We start from the raw sequence: 23,770 nt of genomic DNA, 5'->3' as shown, positions 1-23,770 counted from the left end.
CATGACCAACGCGTATCAAATCGTCGATCATTTCTATGATGTCATCGTTGTCGGTGGCGGTGGCGCGGGTTTGCGCGCCACGTTCGGCATGGCGGAAAAGGGTTTGAAAACCGCCTGTATCACCAAGGTGTTCCCGACACGGTCGCACACCGTCGCGGCGCAAGGCGGTATTTCCGCCGCGCTCGGCAACATGGGTGAAGATGACTGGCGCTTCCACTTCTACGACACCATCAAGGGGTCAGACTGGCTGGGCGATCAGGACGCGATCGAATATATGTGCCGCGAAGCCATTCCGGCGATTATCGAACTGGAACATTACGGCGTGCCATTCTCGCGCACACCGGAAGGGAAAATTTACCAACGCGCCTTCGGCGGCATGACCACGCATTACGGCAAGGGCACGGCCCAACGCACATGCGCGGCGGCGGACCGGACGGGCCACGCCATTTTGCACACGCTGTATCAACAGGCGTTGAAGCACAAGGCTGAATTCTTCGTTGAATATTTCGCGCTCGACCTGATCATGACGCCGGAAGGCGAATGTGCGGGCGTTCTGGCGTGGGATTTGAACACGGGCACGCTGCACCGTTTCCGCGGTCATCAGACCGTTCTGGCGACGGGCGGGTATGGCCGTGCGTATTTCTCCTGCACCTCCGCGCACACCTGCACGGGCGATGGCGGCGGCATGGTTCTGCGCGCTGGCCTGCCGATGCAGGACATGGAATTCGTTCAATTCCACCCGACCGGCATTTACGGTGCCGGTTGCCTGATCACCGAAGGTGTTCGTGGCGAGGGCGGTTACCTGACCAACAGCGAGGGCGAGCGTTTCATGGAACGCTACGCGCCGAGCGCGAAGGATCTGGCGTCGCGTGACGTCGTGTCCCGCTCCATGACCATCGAAATCCGCGAAGGTCGCGGCGTTGGCAAGGACAAGGACCATATCCACCTGCACCTTGAACATCTCGACCCGGATATCATCCATTCCCGCCTGCCGGGTATTGCTGAATCCGCCCGCGTGTTTGCCGGTGTGGACGTGACGAAGGAACCGATTCCGGTTTTGCCGACCGTTCACTACAACATGGGCGGTATTCCGACCAACGTGAATACCGAAGTGCTGAACCCCACCGCCAATGACCCGCACCGCGTTGTGCCGGGCCTGATGGCGATTGGTGAAGCGGCCTGCGTGTCCGTTCACGGTGCGAACCGTCTGGGCTCCAACTCTCTGCTCGATCTGGTCGTGTTTGGCCGGGCTGCGGCGATCCGCGCGGCGGACATTGTTCGCCCGGGTGCCCCGCACCGTGCTTTGCCGTCCGATCATCTGGACGGCGCGCTGGCGCGTTTCGATGGCTACCGCAACGCATCGGGCTCAACCCCGACGGCGAAGCTGCGCCTGGAAATGCAAAAGGCGATGCAGGATCACGCCGCCGTGTTCCGCACGGGCGATGTTCTGGCCGAAGGCTGCGAGAAAATCGCGCAATGCTTCGCCGCACGCGGTGACATTGGCGTGACCGACCGTTCGCTGGTGTTCAACACCGATCTGGTTGAAACGCTGGAGCTGGATAACCTGCTGTATCAATCTGTCGCCACGATCCAGTCGGCCCTGAACCGTCAGGAAAGCCGTGGCGCGCATGCGCGTGAAGATTTCTCCGAACGCGATGACCAAAACTGGCTGAAGCACAGCGTGACATGGGTCGGCGCAGATGGCAGCCACTCCATCGGCTACCGCCCGGTCAATCTGCATACGCTGACCAACGAGGTCGAACCAGTTCCACCGAAAGCGCGTGTGTACTAGGAATAAATAAAAAGCCCCCATATCGGGGGCTTTTTTTTATACTGCGTGGGGCGTGAATTACTTCTGCGCATCCAATTTCAAAACGCCACCAATCGCATAATCATGCTTCGCCATGTCGGACAGGATGATTTTGACGTGTTCCGGGGTGACGTTGACGGATTCGCAGACGGCGGCGGTGACTTTTTCGACCAAAACGCGTTTTTGGTCCACGGTGCGGCCTTCGATCAAATGGATCTGGACGATGGGCATGGGGGTATCCTTTGTTTAAGTCAGGGTTATAAGCTGGGTTTGAGGATGCCAGAGTGGCGGGGCGTTGAAAAGTGCGGGATTGGGGGTGGAATCGCGCGGGGCAGGGGTTTACAGCCCATCGCCCCTGTGGAATCAGTATAAAAAATAATAAAGTACCATTTTACAGGGAGTACCCGGGCCATGATCCCCGTTTTTGATTTGCGTGACTATGACACCGATCCGGCCGGGTTTGCCGCCGCCTTTGGTAAAGCATTCCATGATTTCGGGTTCGTCCGCGTGCGTGGGCACGGTATTCCAAAAGAGATCATTACCGGTGCCGAAGAGAATGCGCGCCAGTTTTTCCGCAAACGTCCGGCGACAAAAGACCGCCACCAGCAACACGGCAACGAAGGCTTGATCGGGTATTCGCGCAACCATGAAACGGCGCGCGGCCAAAATGTTCCCGATATGAAAGAACAATGGAATATCCGCACGCGGTTGCCGTCGGGCCATCCGCTGGCCGGGCAGGAACAGAACATTCTGACCGTGCCGCGCCAATCATCCTTTAAACCGTCGATGACGAATTTGTATGCGGCGTTTGAGAATCTGACCGCGCGCGTGGTCAAGCCGCTGGCGGTGTATATGGGCGAAGAGGAAAACTTCTTCGATGATAAACTGCAGGATAGTTTGAGCATGATGCGCCTGCTGCATTACCCGAAGGCGGGCAGCGCGGCCAATCACCTCGATCTGAACTTTCTGACATGGCTGCGCGCGGATGAACCGGGCCTGTTCGTGACGGCGCGTGATGGCAATGAATACGCCATCGTTGCGGACGGCGATGATGAACTGATCCTGAATGGCGGGATGATGTTGGGGTTGATGACCAACAATGATTTGAAACCGTCATGGCACCGGGTTGAGGCGCATTCTCCGCGTCAAACCATTGTGTTCTTCGCGCACCCGAACCCGGATGTCATCTTGACCCCGTTGAAGAAATTCAATCAGGTGGCGGATGGCGTGCAGCCCGATTATTTCCCACCGGCGGGCCCGGATGGGCGGGTGGCTGTATCGGTCCGGGATTTCGTAACCTGGCAGATCCAGCAGATTCATAAGCCCAAATAGGGCAGCTTCAATAGGGTGGGCCGCGCCATAAGATTAGGCGGCATTTTATTGCTGCCTTAACACTTTTCGTGGTATTTTATTGCGATAATTGTCGTGATAAACCCACGAAAGGACGCGGTTTTGGCCTATTACAACGAAATTCCCAAAGTCCGCGCCGCCACCTGGCATGATGTCGAGGCGGAGGAGCGCCGCCGCAGGGGATCTGGCGGTGGTCCACCGGACCCGCGCCGGGGCCTGTGGGAGGCGTTCAACGATAAAGTCAGCGATATGACCCGGGATTTGCGGCTGAAGGCCCGCAAGGCGATTGGTGATGAAATCCAGCGCCTGCAGGCGGAATTCCAGCCCACATTGGACGGCGCGCAACGCGCCCGCCATGAAGCCCAGATCAACGATTTGAGCCAGCGTTTTTCCACCGTGGTCAATGGCGGGATCAAAGGGGCCTGTGTTGCCGTGGGCACATTGCGGTCCTTGAAACCGGGGTCGCTCAACCCCTCTTAGAAAATTGACCTAAGCCGCACATTTTTCACAGGAAAAGGGCGCTTTTTCGCCTTTTCTTTGCGCCTGCAAAAGCGTACCTTAAAGGAAGCGTAACCGCTTCCGACCTATACTGTTTTATGGATATTCGGTGAGCGGGTTCTTCCAACAAACTTCAATGTGACGTCTGCCATCATGGTTCAATTGTCTCTGCCTCAGCATTCCAAAGTCAAACCCGGTCGCACGGTGAAAGCCGCGGGCGAGGGCGCGAAGAAGAAAAAAACCTTCAAGGTCTATCGCTGGGATCCGGAGACGGATGAGAACCCGCGCGAAGATCGCTATGAAATCGATCTGGAAAAATGCGGCCCGATGGTGCTGGATGCGCTGATCCATATTAAGAACGATGTCGATTCCACGCTGACCTTCCGCCGCTCCTGCCGCGAGGGGATTTGTGGGTCCTGCGCCATGAACATCGACGGTAAAAACACGCTCGCCTGCCTGAAGCCGATCAGCGAGATCAGCGGCGATGCCAAAATTTCTCCGCTGCCGCATATGCCGGTGGTGAAGGATCTGGTCCCGGACCAAACGCACATCGTTGCGCAATACCAATCCATTGAACCGTGGATGAAGACGGAATCTCCGGCGCCGACGCGTGAGCGTCTGCAAAGCGCGGAGGACGCAGATCTGCTGAACGGCAGTGACGGGCGCGGCCCGGCGGCGTGCATTCTGTGCTTCTGCTGCTCGACATCCTGCCCCAGCTATTGGTGGAACGGCGACCGCTTTATGGGCCCGGCCATTTTGATGCAATCTTACCGCTGGGTGATCGATTCCCGCGACGAAGCCACGGGTGAACGTCTGGATCAACTGGAAGATCCGTTCCGCCTGTATCGTTGCCACACGATCATGAACTGCACAAACGCCTGTCCGAAGGGGTTGAACCCGGCGAAGGCGATTGCCGAATTGAAGAAATTAATGGTGGCGCGTCAGGCATAACGGGGCGCCGCTTAAAATAATTTATCAGGAGGATCAGAATGGACTTTTCAGGCTTTGCGTTTCCGATTGTTGAAACCGTTGTATCGGGCATGGCGGCCTTCCTTCTGGGGCTGCTCTGGTATCACCCGAAGGTTCTGGGCAAGAAATGGGTGGAAGCCCGTGGCAAAGGTCTGGGTGAAATGCACCCCACGCCGCTGCCGATCGTTGTGTCCTTCATGCTGTGGATGATGGCGGCGTTTTTCTTCTCCTTCTTCGTTGTGGCAATGGATATTCATTCCGCGCCGGGCCTGATCTCGCTGGCGTGCTTACTGTGGGTGGCGTTTGCCATGCCGCCGACCATTATGGGCGCGTTTTATACGGGTTATCCGCTGAACGCCGTGGCGATTGACAGCGCGTATCAACTGGGCGGGTATTATCTGTTCGCGGTGACGCATATTGTGATGGCGGATTTGTTGAAAGCCGCGACATAGGATTTTACGTTCTTCAATAAAAAGGCACCCGCTTGGGTGCCTTTTTTGTTTGGTGTACGTCGTCATTCCGGCCCCCGCCTTCGCGGAGGATAAACTCCGGCCGGGATCTTTATAAAGCTACGCAAAATTTGAACCGCAACGGACGCAACGAACACGACGGGTTTTGCGCTTCGTTTTTCCGTTTCAGCATTCCCGCGAAAGCGGGAATCCACACGGGCCATCCTTTGGATTCCCGCTTTCGCGGGAATGCTCGGTGGTGGGGTTTGTGGCTTTTAAAAATCTTTAACGCCACGTGCGCCCCGATAGCCACGAGTCACGGACCCCGTGGCGTCCTTCGCGTCCGTGGCGTTTCAAGCTTTTATAAAGCGGAAGAATATCGGCTTTCGCCGGAATGACGAATGTGGGGCTAGGTTTTTGGGAAAGCTTTTTCGATCGCCTGGCTATCCAACCTATCAAAATACAAGACTTTGTTCCGGTCCGTATGGCCGCTGCGAATTTCAATTGCGGTTTTGGGGTGTTTGAGTGTTTTGGACAGGAGCTTGATCAGCGCGTCATTTGCCTTGCCGTTTTCGGCAATGGCGGTCACGCTGATCTTCAGGACATTCCGCCCCTGTTCATCCACCATCCATCCGCGAAACCCGTCCGATGATGCGCCGGGGGACAGGCGGATATGCAGTATGGCACCGTTTAAATCGTTATTTTGTGCCATATTTTTCTGACTTAATTTTCTCTTTCGCAATCACGCGGACATGGGCTTGCCCGGTGCGGTCTTCGTACTTCTCGTAATATTGCTGGTGGTAATCCTCTGCGGGCCAGAAGGTGGGGGCCGCCGTTACTTCCGTAACGATGGGGTTTTTGTAAATCTTCTCGGCGTTGATCCGGGCAATGGTGTCCTCGGCAATCTTTTTCTGCGCGTCGTCATGATAAAAAATGGCGGAGCGATATTGCGACCCATGGTCCACCCATTGCGCATCCTTCGTCGTCGGGTCATGGGCGCGGCGCAGGAAATGGTCGAGCAAGGTCTGGTAATCCGTTTTATCGGGATCGTAATAAATTTCCAGCGCTTCGGCATGGCCCGTGCGGCCCTGGCTCACCTGTTCATAGCTGGGATGTTCAACATGGCCCCCGGCATAGCCAGAGACGGTATAGACAACGCCGGTCTGTTTTCTGAATTCACTTTCCAGACACCAGAAACATCCGCCGGCAAAGGTCGCTTTCGGGAAATCGTCGGGCATGGTGCTCACCAAATCAGGGTTATTGGGTTTGGCCGTGACGGCCCCATTGGTCGCTTTTGCTGCAACTGCATAAAAAACCAGTAAAAAGGCCAGCAGAATCAGCGGAAAGGGACGGGATAACAGGGGAATGCGGCTTTTCATTTCAGGTCCAATCGTTTAGCTATTATAACTATCTAATTCATTGGAAACAGGAGAAAAGGCCCCCTTATGACTGGGTCTTCCGGTATGGCCGCAGCAGTGGTCCCATCGCCGTCTTTACCGCTTGATCGCACGGCGCGGCGATCGATTGCGGCGTGGTGCCTGTATGACTGGGCCAACTCGGCCTTTGCCACGGTTATTATCACCTTCATCTTCTCTGTCTTTTTTGCCCGTAACATTGTCGGTGATGAGGTTGCGGGCACGGCGCAATGGGGCATGGCCATTGGTATCTCCGGCCTGATCATTGCGGTGCTCAGCCCCGTTCTGGGCGCGGTGGCGGACCATTTCGGCGCGCGGAAACCCTGGGTCGGCATTTTCAGTGCGCTGTGCATTATCTGCACCGCCTTGATGTATTTCGGGGAACCGAACGGATCGCCCGGCAATATTGCCTTTGTCCTGACGCTGCTGGTCATGGCGAACGTCACGTACGAAATTGCGCTGGTGTTCAACAATGCCATGCTGCCCCATATCGCGCCGCACCGTTTGATCGGCCGTGTGTCCGGATGGGCATGGGGCATGGGGTATATGGGCGGCTTGATCTGTCTGGCGCTGTCTTTGTTCGGGTTGATCGGGCTTGGTGATATTCCACCCTTCCTGCCTGTATCGGAAGAAGGTGGGCAGAATTTGCGTCTGGTCGCGCCCTTGGTGGCGGTGTGGTTCGGGTTGTTTACCATCCCGATGCTGATCTGGACCGATGATGTGAAGCGCACGGATATTTCCGTGATTGAATCTGTTCGCCGTGGTTTGCGCCAGTTGAAGGACTCTGCCCATACCGTGGGGCGGCAGAAAAATATGGTCCGCTTCCTGATCGGCAGTGCGATTTACCGCGACGGGTTGAACACGTTGTTCGCCATGGGTGGGCTGTACGCGGCGGCGACGTTCGCCATGTCGTTTACCGATTTGTTGATCTTCGCCATTTTGCTGAACGTGTCATCGGGCATCGGGGCGGCGTTGTTTGCGGGTATGGATGATGACCGTGGATCGCGCCAGACGTTGATCCTGTCGCTGGCCGGGTTGATTCTGGCCGGGGCGGCCGTCTTGCTGGCGCAGGATAAAACGCTGTTTACGTTTCTGGCGCTCGCGCTCGGCCTGTTTATCGGCCCGGTGCAATCGGCCAGCCGGACCTATGTCGCCCGTCTGTCGCCGCCGGAATTGGTGGCGCAATCTTATGGTTTGTATTCCTTCACCGGGCGGGCCGTGGCGATGATGGGGCCGTTTGTTTATGGTCTGGCCGTGGCGACCTTTGAAACGCAGCGCGCCGGTATGGTTAGTATCTTGCTGTTCTGGATTGTCGGAATGGCGTTTTTGTTTACAATTCACGATGAAGAAGAGGAGCCCGCGCAATGAGCATTTTTGGCCGTAAGAAAGAACACGAAAATCTGGATATCGCGATTGCAGATTCGACCAATATCATTCTGCAACACCTGAATGGGATGCAGCCGAAAATTGCCGTAATTTTGGGCTCTGGCCTCGGCGGTGTGGCGGATGCGGCGGATGTTGTTGCAACCATTCCCTACACCGATCTGCCCGGTTTTCCGCGCCCCAGTGTTGAGGGCCATGCGGGCACCTTGATCGCTGGTACGATTGACGGTGTTCCGGCGATCTTCCTGAAAGGGCGCGCGCATCTGTACGAAGGTGTCGGTCCGGCGCCGTTGAAGGTGATGATCCGCACGATGAAGACGCTGGGGGTTGAGGTTTTGTTTCTGACCAACGCGGCGGGGTCACTGCGTCCGGAAGCGCCGGCGGGCGAGTTGATTGCCATTGCGGACCAGATCAATTTCACGGGCCTGAACGTTCTGTCTGGCCCGAACGACGATGCGTGGGGCCCGCGTTTCCCGCCGATGGATAATGCGTATGATGCCGAATTGCGCGGTATGTTGTTCAATGCGGCCGCCGCCATTGGCACGCCGTTGATTGAAGGCACCTATGCTGGTTTCCTCGGCCCCACATTCGAAACCCCGGCGGAAATCCGCATGGTCAAGGCGATTGGCGGAGATTCGGTTGGCATGTCCACAGTGTCGGAATGCATTATCGCGCGCCATTGCGGTTTGAAGGTTGTTGGCTGTTCCGCCATCACCAACATGGCCGCAGGGATGAGCGAAGAGGCCTTGAGCCACGACCAGACCATTGAATGGGCGGCGATTGCCGGACAAAAACTGACCAAGCTGGTGTTGCGTTTTATCTCTGATTGGGGTGTACAAAAAGGTTTGAAGAAAGCGGCATAATCAACCATGACCATGCGGACAAAACATTCACCAAACTTCAACGAACGGGCGGGCGGCGTTACGCCCACCGTTTTGATCCTGCATTACACCGGAACAAAAACGGCGCAGGATGCCGAAGATGTGTACATGGACCCGAACCCGCCGAAACAAAAATCGCCGGGGCCAGTCAGTCCGCATTACATGATTGATTATGACGGCACCGTCACGCAATTTGTGGCCGAAGACAAGCGCGCATGGCATGCGGGCGCGTCATGGTGGGATGGGCGTGATGATATCAACAGCCATTCCATCGGCATTGAATTGGTCAATCCCGGTATCAAGCATGGCTATGTTGATTTTACTCAGGGACAGATGGATGCGCTGGAAATTCTGGTGCGCGGTATTTTGTCGCGCAATCCGATTCCTGCGCATTACGTTCTGGGGCATTCCGATATTGCGCCGACACGCAAACCGGACCCGGGTGAAAAGCTGGATTGGGCGTGGCTGGCCGCGCGCGGCATTGGCCTGTGGCCGCAACCGGACCAGCGTGATTATGATTTGGGCGATATCTTCCTTGGCAATGCGGCGGATTTGCACCGGGCGTTGACGGAATACGGGTATGACCCGCGCCTGAAACTGGATGAACTGATCCCCGCGTTCCAGCGCCATTTCCAGCCCGATGCCTTCGTTGATCCGGTCCGCCGGGGACGGAGCGACCGGGAACTGGCGGCGCGGTTGCATTGGCTGTTGCGGATGAAAAACACGACCGCCAAGGCACCAACGCCATAATTTCTTGCAAAACCATGCAATTTCCCCGATGGTGGCGGCGCCAGAGGGTCGGATGGCCGCGCCTGTCGCAAGATGGGTGAGGAAAGTCCGGGCTTCACGGAAACACGGTGCCGGGTAACACCCGGGCGGGGCGACCCGACGGACAGTGCAACAGAAAACAAACCGCCGATGGATCTTTCGGGATCACAGGTAAGGGCGAAACGGTGCGGTAAGAGCGCACCGCGGACCTGGTAACAGGGACGGCATGGCAAACCCCACCGGACGCAAGACCGAATAGGGGCCGCATATGGTGCGTTTCCGCATCGCGGCCCGGGTTGGTTGCTTGAGGTGCGTGGTAACACGCATCCCAGATGAATGGCCATCCATCATCCCTCGGGGTGATGACAGAACCCGGCTTACAGACGCTCTGGTTTTTTATTTTTATTGTGAAAAGCCGCCCGGTCAAAGGGGCGGCTTTTTCGTGGAGGCTTCCCCGCTGTTTAAGCGGTTCTTAGCTCCAGAGTTTTTGATAGAGGTCCAACACCTGGTCGAACCGTGCGGTTTCAACGGCCGTGTGCAAAATGGTGCCCACATACAGGCCGCCATTAATGGCCAAGGTCAGAAGTAACAGAATAGCAATCATGGAAAATCTCCCCACACACAAATGATGAGCGCGGTATTGCGCCCATTTTCGTTTTTTCACACACATGTCCCGGTTCCACACACTGTCGCCAGGACGATCGATGGTTTACCATAACGAATCTTGCGGGGCAATCAATTTTTTCATAATAAAATTTCGTTTTGAGTGGGTGACCGGAAAAATTGTGGATTTCTGCGGGTTCCGGGGTGGGGGTCTTTCAAAGGGAGGGGCGTTTTCGCCCCACCGATGGTGTGCTTTTCAAAAACATGGGGGTCAATCTGTGGATAACTCTGTGTGTTGGGGTGGGATAAGCCTGTGTTTCGGCTCCTGAACGGATCGGGCGAAAAGCGATTTTGATGCGGTTTTACAAGGGTTCCCTGCATTTCTCTTTTTCCCATTTTGGGGGCGCCTCTGTGGATAAGCGGGGTGCCCGAAACCCTTGGAAAACCGGGGTTTTTGGGTGGTGTGTCCGTTGAATTCCATGCCATCCCATGATATCCCATATAGAACCATGTTTCACCGTGGCGGGCGTTCCGTGATTCGCGCCTGTCGGGACCTTGAAGCTGGCGCCGACCTTCGACCTTCTTTGACATGAACCCTTTGCAGCAAACGGAACGCACTCGTCTCCATGGCGTTGTTTCTTTCGACATACATCAATCGCGTTGACCGCAAGGGACGGGTATCCGTTCCGGCGGCATTTCGCACCGCCCTGAACGCGCAGGCGTTTCAGGGGATTGTTGTATTCCGCTCGCCTGTTCATGCCTGCCTCGAAGGATTTGATGGCGCGAAGATGGATGATCTGGCCACGCGTCTGGATCAATTCGATTTGTTCTCCGCTGAACAGGATGATCTGGCCACTGCCATTTTCGGCGATGCCACACCGATGGCGTTCGATGGCGATGGCCGCGTGACGTTGACACCGGACTTGATGGCCCACGCCAATATTGCGGAGCAGGTGGCGTTCGTTGGTCTGGGTCGTAAATTCCAATTGTGGGAACCATCCGCACTGAAAGCGCGTCAGGTTCACGCCCGCGCGAATGCGCGGGATAAAGGTTTGACGCTGCCCTCGATCATCGGGGGGGCCGCATCATGATTCAGGATACAGCGCCGCATATTCCAGTGATGCTGGATGAAGTTTTAACGGCCCTGGCCCCCGTCGCGGGCGAAACCTATGTCGATGGCACGTTTGGTGCGGGCGGGTATTCACGCGCGACGCTGGACCGCGCACCGGGGTGCCGTATCGTCGGGATTGATCGTGACCAAACCGCGCATGACCGCGCCGCCGCGTGGAAAGATACATACGGCGATAAATTGATTTTGTTGCACGGTACGTTTGGCAATGTGCGGGATCTTCTGGATCAGGCGGGCATTGATCGTGTTCAGGGCTTTATGTTGGATATCGGCGTATCGTCGATGCAGATTGATAATGCTGATCGTGGCTTCTCCTTCCGCTTTGATGGTCCGCTGGATATGCGCATGGATCAAAGCGCGGGCGAAAGCGCCGCCGATATTGTCCGTGATATGGACGAAACCGATCTGGCCAATCTGATTTACAATTACGGCGAAGAACGCCATTCCCGCCGCATTGCCCGCGCGATTGTCGATGCACGTGTTGTTACGCCGATTGAAACCACCGCTGCGCTTGCAACAATCGTTGAAAAAGCCATGCCGGGGCGACGCAAGCCCAATGACATTCACCCGGCCACCCGCACGTTCCAGGCGTTGCGCATCGCCGTGAATGATGAATTGGGCGAGCTGGAGCGCGCGCTGGCCGCGTCCGAACATATTCTGGAGGAGGGCGGGCGTCTGGTTGTTGTCACCTTCCATTCTCTGGAAGATCGTATCGTCAAAAACTTCTTCAAAACGCGGTCGGGTGATGTGCCCGCACCGTCCCGTCACGCTCCGATGGCTGCGCACAGCGATCATCCGGTCCCCACCTTCCGCCTTACGCAACGCAAGGCGATTGATCCCACCGATGCCGAAACCCGGCGCAATCCCCGTTCAAGATCCGCAAAATTGCGGAGTGCTATTCGTACCAATGCTCCCGCATGGAGTGATGAAGTATCCAAAAAATTTGCGAAAGGGGGGCGTGGATAATGCGCATTCGCCTTTCGTCTATCGTTTCGCTCGGCTTGGCCGGGATGGCGGGATTCATGCTGTTCCAAACCAGCCAGAACGTGCAGCAGGCCGAGCATCAATTGCGCGGGCTGAATGCGCAACTGACCAAAGAGGGCGAAGCCCTGCGCGTGCTGGAAGCGGAATGGGATTATCTCAATCGCCCCGACCGGTTGGAAGAACTGGCGCGTCAGCATTTGAAAATGAAGCCGATTGATCCGGCTCTGCTGGTGCGTGATGGTGGGGCGTTGCCCGATCAGATGGAACCGATTATTCCCGCGCGTAAACCCGATCCGGCTTTGCGCCGTGCTGTTTTAAAACCCTCTCCTTCTCCGGCGGGTTCTCCGCCGTCTGTTGCTGTCCACGATCCTGTGGCTTCTCCGGCAACATCGTCTCCATCGTCTGAAAATTTTGATACGTTGATCAATCGCCTGACCGATACGGAACCAAGCGGGGGTACGCCATGAGCCCATCCCCGTTTTTCCGTCAAAAAGTCATGAAGTTGATTGGCACGCGGCGCTCCGCATTGGATCTGGCGCGTGGGCGAATCATGTTTATGCGGGTGTGCTTTGCCTCGGCCTTTGTGTTGGTGGCGGTGCGCGGATTTGACTTGACGATCCTGCAGGGTGAATTGCCGCGGTTGAGCCAAGGTCTGTCCAGTGGGTTTTCACAAGAATCATCCCCGCGTGATTACACGCAAGGGCCGAAGACGGCGCCAACGACTTTGCGTGCCGATATCGTCGATCGCAACGGCGTTATTCTGGCGCGGTCGGTGCAAACTGCCTCGCTCTACGCCGATCCGAAATTGATTCCGGACCCGGAAGGGGTGGCGCGTGATCTGGTCAAGGTTCTGCCGGACCTGTCCTATGGCGATGTTTTGAAAAAATTGCAGCGTGATGGGCGTTTTGTCTGGATCAAGCGCAACCTTGCGCCACAGGATCAATATGCTGTGCTGGGGCTGGGGCATCCGGGTCTGTCCTTTGAAACCGAAGCTAACCGTTTGTACCCGCAAGGGGCGTTGGGTGCGCATCTGGTGGGCTATACCAATGTGGACGGCAATGGTCTGGCCGGTGTTGAACGCAGTTTCGACAATGTTCTGCGGGCGGGCAAAGAGCCCGTGCAGTTGACCATCGATGTGCGTTTACAACATGTCTTGCGCCGTGAAATTTCGCGCACGATCAAGGATTTCAACGCCAAGGGCGGCATGGGCGTGATTATGAACGTGCATGACGGTGAAATTCTGGCGGCGGTATCGTTGCCCGATTTTGATCCGCACAGCGCGGGATCGGCCAAGCCGGACAATCTGTTCAACCGCCTGTCACTGGGCGTGTATGAAATGGGCTCGACCTTCAAGCTGTTTTCGACCGCGGCCTATCTGGAATTAAAAAATGCGCCGATTGGCCAGACCTTTGATGCGACCAAGCCGCTGACCATCGGTCGCTTTACGATTAAAGATTATCACGCGCAAAAACGTATCCTGACCATTCCTGAAATTTTCATGTATTCGTCCAACATTGGTTCGGCCCTGATGGGGCAGGCCGTGGGAACGGATGCGCTGAAGAATTTCTATGCCGATCTGGGGTTCATGGCCCCGGTGAAAATTGAAATTGACGAAGTTGGGCAGCCGATTATCCCGTCACCGTGGCGTGAAACCAGCACGCTGACGGCGTCTTATGGTCACGGCATTGCGGTGTCGCCGTTGCATGTGGCCTCCGCCGCGTCATCCATCGTCAATGGTGGCTTGCGTGTGAACCCGCATATCGTTCTCGATAAAATCGCCGAAGATAAAGAAAACGCATCGGTGCGTGTCGTGTCGGCGGAAACGGCACACCGCATTCGTCAATTGCTGCGCCTGACGGTCAGCCATGGCACGGGTGGCAAGGCCGATGTGCCGGGTTACATGGTCGGCGGTAAAACCGGATCGGCGGAAAAGCCGGGTGCGCGTGGCGGATATGACCGCAAACGTTTGCTGTCATCCTTCCTTGGCGTATTCCCGTCGGATGATCCGGATTATGTCGTTCTGGTGATCGTGGACGAGCCGCAGGGGAATAAAGAATCCTATGGCTATGCCACGGGTGGATGGGTTGGTGCCCCGGCTGTCGGTCGTGTGGTGACGGCGATGGCGTCGGTTCTGGCATTGCCGCCGAAGGATATTCCGGCGGAGAAGGATATTTCCGCGGAACTGGTTCGCTATGTCCATGATCCAAAGAAAGCGGGGGAATGATGGCGAAAAAGCTTTCGACCCTGATCGATCATTATACGGGCCCGGATGTGGATGTGTCCGGCATCGCGCTGGACAGCCGCGCGGTCAAGCCGGGGTATGTGTTCGTTGCTGTGCCGGGCGTGAAGGTTGATGGACGCGATTTTATTGCGGCCGCCATTGCATCCGGGGCCGGGGCCGTTGTTGTTCCGACCGGGACGAAAGCCGATGGCAACGTTGTTTTTATCCCGCACGATAATCCGCGCCATGTGGCGGCGGTGATGGCGGCGCGATTTTATGGGCGCCAGCCGGAGATTGTTACGGCGGTGACGGGCACCAACGGCAAAACATCGACCGCCCATTTCACGCAGCAGCTTTGGGCCGGGTTGAATATGGCTTCGGCCAGTTTGGGTACCATTGGTGTACGTGGAACGCATTTTAACCGTGACGGGGCCATGACCACGCCGGACCCGGTATCATTGATGGCGCTGATGGCCGAAATGGCGGATGCGGGTGTGACCCATCTGGCGATGGAGGCCTCCAGCCACGGGCTGGACCAAAACCGTCTGGACGGCGTGTGCGTATCGGCGGCGGGTTTTACCAATTTGACGCGTGATCATCTGGATTATCACGGTGACATGAAAACCTATCTAGCGGCCAAGGCACGCCTGTTTTCATCGGTCCTGCGCGATGATGGTACGGCGGTGCTGAATGCCGATGATGAGGCATTTGCGGCGCTGGCCGATATTTGTAAATCGCGTGGCCTGCGGATGTGGTCCTATGGGCAATCTGCGCAGGATATCGTTTTGAAATCCCGCACCTTGCGTCCCGATGGACAGGATTTGCAGATCAATGTTCTGGGGCATGATTATACGGTGGCGTTGCCATTGGTCGGGCAGTTTCAGGCGATGAATGCGCTGTGCGCCCTCGGGCTGGCACTGGCCGAAGATGATTCCCGCGTGGATGCGCTGGTCGATGGCCTCTCCCGCCTGCAGGGTGCGCCGGGGCGGTTGCAGAATATTCCGGGTCACCCGCAGGGTGCGGCGGTCTATGTCGATTACGCGCATACGCCGGATGCACTGGTCAATGTGCTGCAATCCCTGCGCCCGCATACGGCGGGACGGTTGGTGTGTTTGTTTGGCTGTGGTGGCAACCGAGATAAGGGCAAACGCCCGGTGATGGGCGGCATTGCCGCTGATCTGGCCGATCATGTCATCGTCACGGACGATAACCCACGGTTTGAACAGGCCGATGTGATCCGCGCTGAAATTATGGCCGGTGTGACAAAAAATGATGCCGAAAATATCGGCGATCGCCGCGTGGCGATTCAGCATGCTGTGCGCATGTTGAAACAAGGGGATGTTCTGGTCATTGCCGGGAAAGGGCATGAGCAGGGGCAAATTATTGGGGATCGGGTGGAACATTTCGACGATGTCGAAGAGGCCACCGCAGCAATTTTGAATATCGGGCTTGGGGAAGCATAAGAATGTTATTTTGTAAGCATAGGCAGAAGCCTGAATCACACGTGATCTGGAGCGCATCCGACGCGGCGAAAGCCACGAACGGACGTTTGCTGGGCGCGCAGGATTGGGCCGCCACGGGCGTGTCGATTGATACACGCACATTGCAGCCGGGTGATCTGTTTATCGCCATCAAGGGTGATGCCAGCGATGGCCATGCCTATGTGAAAATGGCTTTGGACAAGGGGGCTGCTGCGGTGATGATCGCGCATCCGGTCGATGGCTTGCCCGACCACGCGCCGATTTTGATGGTAGATGATACGTTCACGGGCATGCAGGCTTTGGGTCAGGGTGCCCGTAACCGCACGGGGGCAAAGATCATCGGTGTCACCGGTTCGGTTGGTAAAACCGGAACGAAGGAAATGATGGCCGTGGCCTTTGGGGCCTTGGGCCAGACTCATTACAGCAAGGCCAGCCACAACAACCATTGGGGTGTGCCGCTGTCATTGTCCACCATGCATGCGGGGTGTGATTACGGCATTTTCGAAATGGGCATGAACCATGCCGGGGAACTTTCCGGACTGACAAGCCAAGTGCGCCCGCACATTGCGATTATCACCACCATTGAACCGGTTCATCTGGAACATTTCGGCACGACCGAAGCCATCGCCGCGGCGAAGGCGGAAATTTTCGAAGGTATGGGTGCCAGCGGTGTGGCCATTTTAAATGCCGACAACCCGCATTTCGACCAATTGGCGCAAGGCGCACGCAAATGTGGCGTTGGCAAAATCCTGTCCTTCGGTGGCGGGGATGATGTTGATGGGCGGTTGGTGGAATGCCTGCTGGCGTCCAACGGATCGCGTGTGCGGGCCGTGATTTGCGGGGAAGAGGTATCGTTCACCCTGCTGATCGCCGGGCGTCATATTGCCATGAACGCGATTGCCGTGTTGCTGGCCGTGTCCGCCGCCGGTGGAAACGTGCGCAAGGCCGCGAAAGCATTGGAAAAAGTGGCCCCCCCGGTGGGCCGTGGCCGCCGCGAGCGTATCAATATTGGGGATCGCCGTAATCCTGTCACATTGATCGATGAAAGCTATAACGCATCCCCCGTGGCGATGCAGGCGGCGTTCAAGGTTTTGGCCCTGATCGATCCGGGTCGTGGCGGGCGCCGCATTGCGGTGCTGGGCGATATGCTGGAGCTGGGGGCCGATGGGGCGCGGTTGCATGCCGAACTGGCCCTGCCGTTACAGGCGGCGGATGTGAATCTGGTCTATACATGCGGTGCGCTGATGAAAAATCTGCATGATGCGTTGCCGCCGGAGCAACGCGGCGCGCATCGCGCGACCAGCACCGAACTGGCCGAAATCGTGCCCGAAGTTCTGGTGCCGGGTGATGTCGTGATGGTCAAGGGATCGCACGGCAGCCGGATGGATGTTGTGGTGGAAACGCTGCGTCATCTGCCGCATACACGCAAACAAAAGAAAAACGCAAACACATCACGCCGCGAGGTTGAAGATGCTTTATAATTTGCTGGCCCCGCTGGGCGACGATTTTATCTTTTTCAACCTGTTCCGGTATCTGACCTTCCGGACCGGGTGTGCCATTATGACGGCGCTGGTGATTTGTTTCCTGATTGGTCCCGGCATGATCCGCTGGCTGAAATCAAAACAGGGCAGCGCCAGCAACATCCGCGAATATCTGGAAGAAGCCCACGCGAAGAAAGCCGGCACGCCAACCATGGGCGGGTTGATGGTTCTGATTTCCGTGACCATTTCCACGCTGTTGTGGGCGGATTTGTCCAACCATTATGTATGGATCGCCCTGATGGTCATGGTCGGGTTCGGCATGATTGGCTTTGGCGACGATTATCTGAAACTGACCAAGAAAAATTCCAAGGGGTTGTCGGGCAAGCTGAAACTGGTGGCGCAAATTACCATTGGTTTGATTGCGACCTTGTGGGCCATGCATGTGGCCCCGGAAACGCTGAACCATCATGTGGCCATTCCGTTCTTTAAATCCCTGTTCCTGAATCTGGGGTGGTTCTTCATTCCGTGGGCGGTGATTGTCATGGTTGGCGCATCGAACGCCGTGAACCTGACCGATGGTCTGGATGGTCTGGCGATTGTTCCAGTGGCGATTGCGGCGGCGTGTTTTGGTCTGATCGCCTATCTGGTCGGCAATGCGATTTATTCCGATTATTTGCAAATTCCGTTCGTGCCGGGCACGGGCGAGCTGGCCATTCTGTGCGGTGCGCTGGTTGGTGCAGCGATGGGGTTCCTGTGGTACAACGCGCCCCCGGCGATGGTGTTTATGGGCGATACCGGGTCCTTGTCCATGGGCGGGGTTCTGGGCGCGATGGCGGTGATTACGAAACACGAACTGGTTCTGGCCATTATCGGTGGGCTGTTCGTGCTGGAAACCGTATCTGTGATCGTGCAGGTGGCGTCGTTTAAATTGACGGGCAAGCGCGTGTTCCGCATGGCGCCGCTGCACCATCATTACGAGAAAAAAGGGTGGTCGGAACCGACCGTGGTGATCCGTTTCTGGATCATTGCTGTCATCCTGGCTTTGATCGGGCTTTCAACATTGAAATTGCGATGATTGATCTATCGTCTATCGCCGCCAATCTGGGTGGTCGTCCTGTTGCGGTGTTCGGGTTGGGGTTATCCGGCCTGGCCACCGTTTCGGCTTTTGTGCGGGCGGGTGTATCCGTCACGGCATGGGACGATGATGAAACCAAGCGGACACAGGCCGCCGCCGAAGGCGCGACCATCAGCAATCTGACGATCGCCGATCTGTCCGGTTTTGCCATGCTGGTCGTGGCGCCGGGTATTCCGCTGACGCACCCGGAACCGCACGTGATTGTGGCGCGGGCGCAGGATGCGGGCGTAGAAATTCTGGGCGATGTTGAATTGTTGCATCGGGCTGGTCATGGGCGCAAAACCATCGGCATAACCGGCACAAACGGTAAATCAACAACCACGGCGCTGATCGGGCATATTCTGAATGCCAGCGGCGTGACGGCATCCGTCGGCGGGAATATTGGCCGTGCGGCGTTGGATATTGAATTGCCGCCGCAGGATGGCGTGATCGTTCTGGAATTATCATCCTATCAACTGGATTTGTGCCCGACATTTGCACCGAATATTGGCGTGCATATGAATTTAACGCCCGATCATCTGGATCGCCACGGCGACATGGCCGGATATGCGGCGGCGAAGATGCGGATTTTCCGTGGAACCGGGGCCGCGATTATCGGTGTGGATGACGAACCATCCCGCGCCATGTTCAAACAGGTGCAGGAGGCGGGTGAACGCGATGTCTACGCGATTTCCGTCCTGAACCCGGTGGAGCGTGGAGCCTATGTATCAAACGGCGTGCTGTTTGATTGCATGGATGGGGAGGTGCGTGAAATCGGGTCCGTGTCCGCGTTGACGACCTTGCCCGGCGTGCATAACCACCAGAATATTTGCGCCGCCTATATCACCGCGCGCCTGTCCGGGTTGGATGCGGATGTGATTATGAATGCGGTCAAAACCTATCCGGGGTTGCCGCATCGTCAATTTATGACGCGCGTGATCAACGGCGTGGCCTATGTGAATGACAGCAAGGCGACCAATGCCGATGCCACGGCCAAGGCTTTGGTCTGTTACCGCAACATCTGCTGGATCGTTGGAGGCAAGCCGAAGGATGGCGGCCTGAATGGTCTGGAACCGTTTATGGATCGCGTGCGCAAGGCGTTTGTGATCGGCGCGGCCATGGATGATTTTTGCAAATGGCTGGATAATCGTGGCGTTGATTATGTGCGCAGCGAAACGCTGGACCGCGCCGTCAGTGAGGCCCATATCACGGCGCAAGCCGCACGGGGTGAACCGGGCGGGGCCGGCGTTGTGTTACTGTCCCCGGCCTGTGCGTCGTTCGATCAATTCCGGTCCTTTGAACACCGGGGCGATGAATTCACGAAAATGGTCATGGCATTGCCCGAAGGGGACAAGGCATGATCGGATTATCCACCAACCATTCCCGCACGGGGCGCATGTTTTCCCGGACCGACCAATCCATCGTCGGTCAATGGTGGTGGACGGTGGACCGCGTGTTGTTATCCATCATGCTGGCGCTGGCCGGGATCGGGATTGTGATGGTGGTGACCGGGTCGCCGCCGGTGGCGGAACGGTTGGGGCTGGATCAATATTATTTCTTTAAACGCCATATGGTGTTTTTGGTGCCGTCGCTTCTGGCCATGGTTGGCCTGTCGATGTGTTCGCACCGGACCATCTGGCGCATTGCCAGTGTTATTCTGGCGGGCAGCATTTTGTGCATGGCGTTCGTTCTGGTCGCCGGGGCGGAAGTGAAGGGCGCGCAGCGCTGGATTCACTTGCCCTTCGGTTCCATCCAGCCCAGCGAGTTCGCTAAACCCGCCTTCGCCGTTGTCATCGCATGGTTTATGGCGCGGCAGAAGGATCAACCGGGCTTCCCCGGTGATCGTCTGGCGGCGGGGCTGTATGCGTTGTTGATTTCACTGCTGATCCTGCAACCCGATTTCGGCATGTCGATGCTGGTCACCGCGATTATTGTGGGGCAGGTGTTTCTGGCGGGGCTGCCGTTGCGTCTGGTCGTCGGGCTGGGCGGTGTGGCGGCTCTGGGCGGTGTGGCGGCGTATTTCGGCCTGCACCACGTGCGCAGCCGTATTGACCGCTTCCTCAATCCCGAAACGGGCGATACGTACCAGATCGATCTGGCGCGCCAAGCGTTTCAGGAAGGTGGCATATTCGGTGCCGGGCCGGGGCAGGGGACGGTGAAGCTGGCCATTCCCGATGCGCATACCGATTTCGTGTTTTCGGTGGCGGGTGAAGAAATGGGCTTGGTTCTGTTGCTGATCATCATCGGCTTGTTCGCTTGGGTGATTTTGCGTGGCCTGAACCGCGTGATGGATTCGGATAACATGTTTGTTATTCTGGGCACGGGCGGTCTGTTGACCATGTTCGGGTGCCAAAGTCTGGTCCATATGGGGTCGAATCTGGCCCTGATCCCGACCAAGGGGATGACATTGCCTTTCTTAAGCTACGGCGGATCGTCGCTGGTGGCTGTGGGCGTGGGCATGGGGTTTTTGCTGGCTTTGACCCGGCGCCAGGGGCGATCGACCATCGCCAAGGGCGGAATGGCCCCCAAAACCCAGATGAATGCCTCCTAAACCTTTGGGATAAGGCGGGTTTGTGGCATGATGCAACCCTGTACAGACCCGTTTTCAGGCAGTAAAACGTCATTATGACAGATACATCCAAACTGATTCTTTTGAGCGCCGGCGGGACCGGCGGCCATGTGTTCCCGGCGGCAGCGCTTGGGCGTGATTTGATTTCGCGCGGTTATCGCGTTGAACTGGTCACCGACGCGCGCGGCAGCAAGTTCGCGAATATTTTTGGGGACATCCCCGTCCATGTGATCAGCGCGGGAACGCTCGGCCGTGGATTGGTGGGCAAGGTGCGCGGGGCGGCGGGGTTGGCCTTTGGCATTTTGCAGGCCCGCAATCTGGTGAAAAAATTAAAGCCGACGGTCGTTGCCGGGTTTGGTGGGTATCCATCCTTCCCCGCCGTGTTCGCGGCGCAGGGGATGAAGGTGGACACCATCATCCACGAACAAAACGCCATCGTTGGCCGCGCCAACGTGATGCTGGCCGCACGCGCCAGCCGGATCGCATTGTCCATGCCGCATGTGCATGGGTTGGAACCGGCGGATAATGCCCGTGCCGTTGTGACGGGCAATCCGGTGCGTGAAGAAATTTCGTCCTTAAGCTACAAACCCTATCCGATTATTCAACCGGATGGCGCTCTGCGCATTTTCGTCATGGGCGGGTCGTTGGGGGCGCATGTGTTTTCCGATGTGGTTCCGGCGGCTTTGTCGCGTCTGTCCCCGGATTACCGTGCGCGGATCGAAGTGGTTCAGCAATGCCGTGAAAGCGACATTGAAAATGTGCGTCGCATTTATGATGCGGCGGGAATCAAGGCGGAATTGGAAACATTCTTCCGCGATGTGCCGGACCGTTTGGCGCACACGCATTTGGTGGTTGGCCGTTCCGGTGCCAGCACGGTGGCCGAAGTCACCGCCGCGGGCCGCCCGGCGATTTTCGTGCCCTATCCGCACCATGCCGACCAACAGCAAAAAGCCAACGCAGATATGGTGGCCGATGCGGGTGGTGCATGGGTGATGACGCAGAACGGATTTACCGAGGAAGCCTTGCTGGCCCGCATTGAAACCTTCCTGCAAAACCCGCAAACATTGTTCCGCGCGGCGGAAGCGGCGCGCAGTGTTGGCCGCCCGGATGCGGCGCGGCGTTTGGGCAATCTGGTGATGGCCGTGGCCTCTGGCTGGGATGGCGAAGCCATGCGCCCGCAAGGTCCGACGCCCAGTAACGAGGATAAATAGAATGCGTATTATTCCCTGCGACACCGGAACATTGCATTTCGTCGGTATCGGCGGTATTGGCATGAGCGGCATTGCCGAAATTCTGCACGGCATGGGCTACAGCGTGCAGGGATCGGACCAATCCGAGAACGCCAACGTGCAACGTTTGCGGGACAAGGGCATTCACGTGTCCATCGGTCACGCGGAAGAAAATTTACAAACGCCGCAGGGCGATATGGCGGCGGTTGTCGTTGTGTCATCCGCCGTGAAATCCACGAACCCGGAACTGGTTGCCGCACGCGATGCACGTCTGCCCGTTGTGCGCCGGGCGGATATGCTGGCCGAATTGATGCGTTTGCGCCGGGCCATCGCCATTGGCGGCACGCACGGTAAAACCACCACGACGTCGATGGTTGGCGCGATGCTGGAATCCGGCGGGGTTGACCCGACGGTGATCAATGGCGGCATCGTCAATGCCTATGGCACCAACACGCGCATGGGCGTGGGGGATTGGATGGTGGTGGAGGCGGATGAAAGTGATGGCACATTCACGCGCCTGCCCGCAACGCATGTCGTTGTCACGAATATCGACCCGGAACATATGGATCATTACGGCGATTTCGATGCCGTGCGCGAATCCTATCGCCAATATGTGCAGAATATTCCGTTCTACGGCTTTGCCGTTTTGTGCCTCGACCATCCGGAAGTGCGCGATCTGGCGGAATCTGTAACCGATCGCAAAATCATTACCTACGGCTTTGCCGATGATGCCGATGTGCGGGCCGAAAATGTGCGCGTTGAAAATGGCGTGTCCGTTTTCGATGTGATTTTCGATGATGGGTTGGCTCTGTCCGATATGCGCTTGCCGATGCTGGGTCTGCATAACGTGCAGAATTCTTTGGCGGCGCTTGCCATTGGCCATCAACTGGATTTTTCGGAAGCGGCGATGCGCGAAGCGTTGGCTGACTTTGCCGGGGTTAAACGCCGTTTCACCCGCACGGGTGTAGTTGATGGCATTACCGTGATTGATGATTACGGCCATCACCCGATTGAAATTACGGCGGTGTTAAAGGCCGCGCGCATGGCCGTGTCGGAAACGGGCGGGCGTGTTCTGGCCGTGATGCAGCCGCACCGTTATTCGCGCCTGTCGTCGTTGTTCGGTGAATTTTGCGCCTGTTTTGCCGATGCGGATTATGTGTTTATCGCGCCCGTCTACGCCGCTGGTGAAACGCCGATCAATGGTGTTGACCACCAGATTTTGGCGGAGGGCGTTGAACAATCCGGCCACCACCGCGTTGCCGTTCTGGCCGGACCCGAAGGGTTGCCGGTGGCGATCAACGCTGTGGCGAAACCGGGTGATTACGTTGTTTGCCTTGGGGCCGGGGATATTACTAAATGGGCGTATGCCTTGCCGGGGCAGATTGAAAATTTACGCGGCCTGACGAAAAAATCGGGAAGCGCTGCGTAAACCCTGC

General features: G+C 57.1%; 23 protein-coding genes and 1 other RNA gene. 20 read left to right on the top strand and 4 right to left on the bottom strand.

Annotation, left to right across the window (positions count from 1 at the left end):
• Position 1: 1 nt before the first annotated feature.
• A complete protein-coding gene (sdhA, locus tag ACSC94_RS07320) occupies positions 2 to 1,792 on the top strand; it encodes a succinate dehydrogenase flavoprotein subunit (RefSeq protein WP_435640189.1) in 1,791 nt (596 codons plus the stop codon).
• Between the two features lie 57 nt (positions 1,793 to 1,849).
• Here the strand turns inward: sdhA and ACSC94_RS07315 are convergent, their stop codons facing one another.
• The gene (locus ACSC94_RS07315) at positions 1,850 to 2,041 is read right to left on the bottom strand and encodes a 4-oxalocrotonate tautomerase (protein ID WP_435640188.1); all 192 of its coding nucleotides are present in this window, start codon (positions 2,039 to 2,041) and stop codon (positions 1,850 to 1,852) included.
• 180 nt (positions 2,042 to 2,221) lie between these two features.
• Between ACSC94_RS07315 and ACSC94_RS07310 the strand changes: the two genes are divergently transcribed.
• The 4 genes from ACSC94_RS07310 to ACSC94_RS07295 all read left to right on the top strand — a co-directional run bounded on the left by ACSC94_RS07310 (position 2,222) and on the right by ACSC94_RS07295 (position 5,079).
• Entirely contained in the window at positions 2,222 to 3,142 is a 921-nt protein-coding gene (locus ACSC94_RS07310) for a 2-oxoglutarate and iron-dependent oxygenase domain-containing protein (RefSeq protein ID WP_435640187.1), read from the top strand.
• A 120-nt stretch (positions 3,143 to 3,262) separates the two neighbouring features.
• Positions 3,263 to 3,640, top strand: a complete 378-nt coding sequence (locus ACSC94_RS07305) for a hypothetical protein (protein ID WP_435640186.1) — start codon at positions 3,263 to 3,265, stop codon at positions 3,638 to 3,640.
• A gap of 171 nt (positions 3,641 to 3,811) precedes the next feature.
• On the top strand, positions 3,812 to 4,609 hold the full coding sequence (locus ACSC94_RS07300) for a succinate dehydrogenase iron-sulfur subunit (RefSeq protein ID WP_435640185.1): 798 nt from the start codon (positions 3,812 to 3,814) through the stop codon (positions 4,607 to 4,609).
• 38 nt (positions 4,610 to 4,647) lie between these two features.
• Positions 4,648 to 5,079, top strand: coding sequence for a DUF1761 domain-containing protein (locus ACSC94_RS07295; protein WP_435640184.1), 432 nt, complete (start codon positions 4,648 to 4,650; stop codon positions 5,077 to 5,079).
• A gap of 406 nt (positions 5,080 to 5,485) precedes the next feature.
• Here the strand turns inward: ACSC94_RS07295 and ACSC94_RS07290 are convergent, their stop codons facing one another.
• Positions 5,486 to 5,788 (bottom strand): DUF167 domain-containing protein, encoded by a 303-nt coding sequence (locus tag ACSC94_RS07290; protein ID WP_435640183.1) that lies wholly within the window; start codon positions 5,786 to 5,788, stop codon positions 5,486 to 5,488.
• The gene (msrA, locus tag ACSC94_RS07285; protein ID WP_435640182.1) at positions 5,775 to 6,314 is read right to left on the bottom strand and encodes a peptide-methionine (S)-S-oxide reductase MsrA; all 540 of its coding nucleotides are present in this window, start codon (positions 6,312 to 6,314) and stop codon (positions 5,775 to 5,777) included. Before msrA ends, ACSC94_RS07290 begins: the two co-directional genes overlap by 14 nt.
• Positions 6,315 to 6,521: 207 nt before the next feature.
• Here msrA and ACSC94_RS07280 point away from each other — a divergent pair, with 207 nt between their 5' ends.
• The 4 genes from ACSC94_RS07280 to rnpB all read left to right on the top strand — a co-directional run bounded on the left by ACSC94_RS07280 (position 6,522) and on the right by rnpB (position 9,919).
• Positions 6,522 to 7,859 (top strand): MFS transporter, encoded by a 1,338-nt coding sequence (locus tag ACSC94_RS07280; RefSeq protein ID WP_435640181.1) that lies wholly within the window; start codon positions 6,522 to 6,524, stop codon positions 7,857 to 7,859.
• Positions 7,856 to 8,737, top strand: coding sequence for a purine-nucleoside phosphorylase (locus ACSC94_RS07275; RefSeq protein WP_435640180.1), 882 nt, complete (start codon positions 7,856 to 7,858; stop codon positions 8,735 to 8,737). The genes ACSC94_RS07280 and ACSC94_RS07275 overlap by 4 nt, the downstream gene beginning before the upstream one ends.
• Positions 8,738 to 8,743: 6 nt before the next feature.
• Positions 8,744 to 9,505, top strand: coding sequence for an N-acetylmuramoyl-L-alanine amidase (locus tag ACSC94_RS07270; RefSeq protein WP_435640179.1), 762 nt, complete (start codon positions 8,744 to 8,746; stop codon positions 9,503 to 9,505).
• A 40-nt stretch (positions 9,506 to 9,545) separates the two neighbouring features.
• Positions 9,546 to 9,919, top strand: an RNA gene (gene rnpB, locus ACSC94_RS07265) — RNase P RNA component class A.
• Positions 9,920 to 9,995: 76 nt separating this feature from the next.
• Here rnpB and ACSC94_RS07260 read toward each other — a convergent pair.
• Positions 9,996 to 10,127: a hypothetical protein gene (locus ACSC94_RS07260; RefSeq protein WP_435640178.1), complete on the bottom strand. Its 132-nt coding sequence runs from the start codon at positions 10,125 to 10,127 to the stop codon at positions 9,996 to 9,998.
• 625 nt (positions 10,128 to 10,752) lie between these two features.
• On the opposite strand from ACSC94_RS07260, the gene mraZ reads away from it, so the two are divergent.
• From mraZ to murC, 11 genes are all read left to right on the top strand, one after another.
• Positions 10,753 to 11,217: a division/cell wall cluster transcriptional repressor MraZ gene (gene mraZ, locus ACSC94_RS07255; protein ID WP_435640177.1), complete on the top strand. Its 465-nt coding sequence runs from the start codon at positions 10,753 to 10,755 to the stop codon at positions 11,215 to 11,217.
• Positions 11,217 to 12,221: a 16S rRNA (cytosine(1402)-N(4))-methyltransferase RsmH gene (rsmH, locus tag ACSC94_RS07250; RefSeq protein ID WP_435642160.1), complete on the top strand. Its 1,005-nt coding sequence runs from the start codon at positions 11,217 to 11,219 to the stop codon at positions 12,219 to 12,221. The genes mraZ and rsmH overlap by 1 nt, the downstream gene beginning before the upstream one ends.
• Complete coding sequence (ftsL, locus tag ACSC94_RS07245) at positions 12,221 to 12,706, top strand: cell division protein FtsL (RefSeq protein WP_435640176.1); 486 nt, start codon at positions 12,221 to 12,223, stop codon at positions 12,704 to 12,706. The genes rsmH and ftsL overlap by 1 nt, the downstream gene beginning before the upstream one ends.
• The gene (locus ACSC94_RS07240; protein ID WP_435640175.1) at positions 12,703 to 14,463 is read left to right on the top strand and encodes a peptidoglycan D,D-transpeptidase FtsI family protein; all 1,761 of its coding nucleotides are present in this window, start codon (positions 12,703 to 12,705) and stop codon (positions 14,461 to 14,463) included. The genes ftsL and ACSC94_RS07240 overlap by 4 nt, the downstream gene beginning before the upstream one ends.
• Positions 14,460 to 15,923, top strand: coding sequence for a UDP-N-acetylmuramoyl-L-alanyl-D-glutamate--2,6-diaminopimelate ligase (locus tag ACSC94_RS07235; RefSeq protein WP_435640174.1), 1,464 nt, complete (start codon positions 14,460 to 14,462; stop codon positions 15,921 to 15,923). Before ACSC94_RS07240 ends, ACSC94_RS07235 begins: the two co-directional genes overlap by 4 nt.
• A gap of 41 nt (positions 15,924 to 15,964) precedes the next feature.
• Complete coding sequence (locus ACSC94_RS07230; RefSeq protein WP_435640173.1) at positions 15,965 to 17,422, top strand: UDP-N-acetylmuramoylalanyl-D-glutamyl-2,6-diaminopimelate--D-alanyl-D-alanine ligase; 1,458 nt, start codon at positions 15,965 to 15,967, stop codon at positions 17,420 to 17,422.
• Positions 17,412 to 18,497: a phospho-N-acetylmuramoyl-pentapeptide-transferase gene (gene mraY / locus ACSC94_RS07225; RefSeq protein ID WP_435640172.1), complete on the top strand. Its 1,086-nt coding sequence runs from the start codon at positions 17,412 to 17,414 to the stop codon at positions 18,495 to 18,497. The genes ACSC94_RS07230 and mraY overlap by 11 nt, the downstream gene beginning before the upstream one ends.
• Positions 18,494 to 19,897, top strand: a complete 1,404-nt coding sequence (gene murD / locus ACSC94_RS07220; RefSeq protein WP_435640171.1) for a UDP-N-acetylmuramoyl-L-alanine--D-glutamate ligase — start codon at positions 18,494 to 18,496, stop codon at positions 19,895 to 19,897. Before mraY ends, murD begins: the two co-directional genes overlap by 4 nt.
• Positions 19,894 to 21,087, top strand: coding sequence for an FtsW/RodA/SpoVE family cell cycle protein (locus ACSC94_RS07215; protein WP_435640170.1), 1,194 nt, complete (start codon positions 19,894 to 19,896; stop codon positions 21,085 to 21,087). Before murD ends, ACSC94_RS07215 begins: the two co-directional genes overlap by 4 nt.
• A 74-nt stretch (positions 21,088 to 21,161) precedes the next feature.
• A complete protein-coding gene (gene murG / locus ACSC94_RS07210) occupies positions 21,162 to 22,316 on the top strand; it encodes an undecaprenyldiphospho-muramoylpentapeptide beta-N-acetylglucosaminyltransferase (RefSeq protein ID WP_435640169.1) in 1,155 nt (384 codons plus the stop codon).
• A gap of 1 nt (position 22,317) precedes the next feature.
• Complete coding sequence (gene murC / locus ACSC94_RS07205) at positions 22,318 to 23,763, top strand: UDP-N-acetylmuramate--L-alanine ligase (RefSeq protein WP_435640168.1); 1,446 nt, start codon at positions 22,318 to 22,320, stop codon at positions 23,761 to 23,763.
• The last annotated feature ends 7 nt before the right edge of the window (positions 23,764 to 23,770 follow it).

The organism is Micavibrio aeruginosavorus, assembly GCF_051245535.1.
Taxonomy (GTDB): Bacteria; Pseudomonadota; Alphaproteobacteria; order Micavibrionales; family Micavibrionaceae; genus Micavibrio; species Micavibrio aeruginosavorus_D.
Note: the sequence above shows the minus strand (reverse complement) of the source record. Positions and strands in the feature narration are given on the sequence as shown.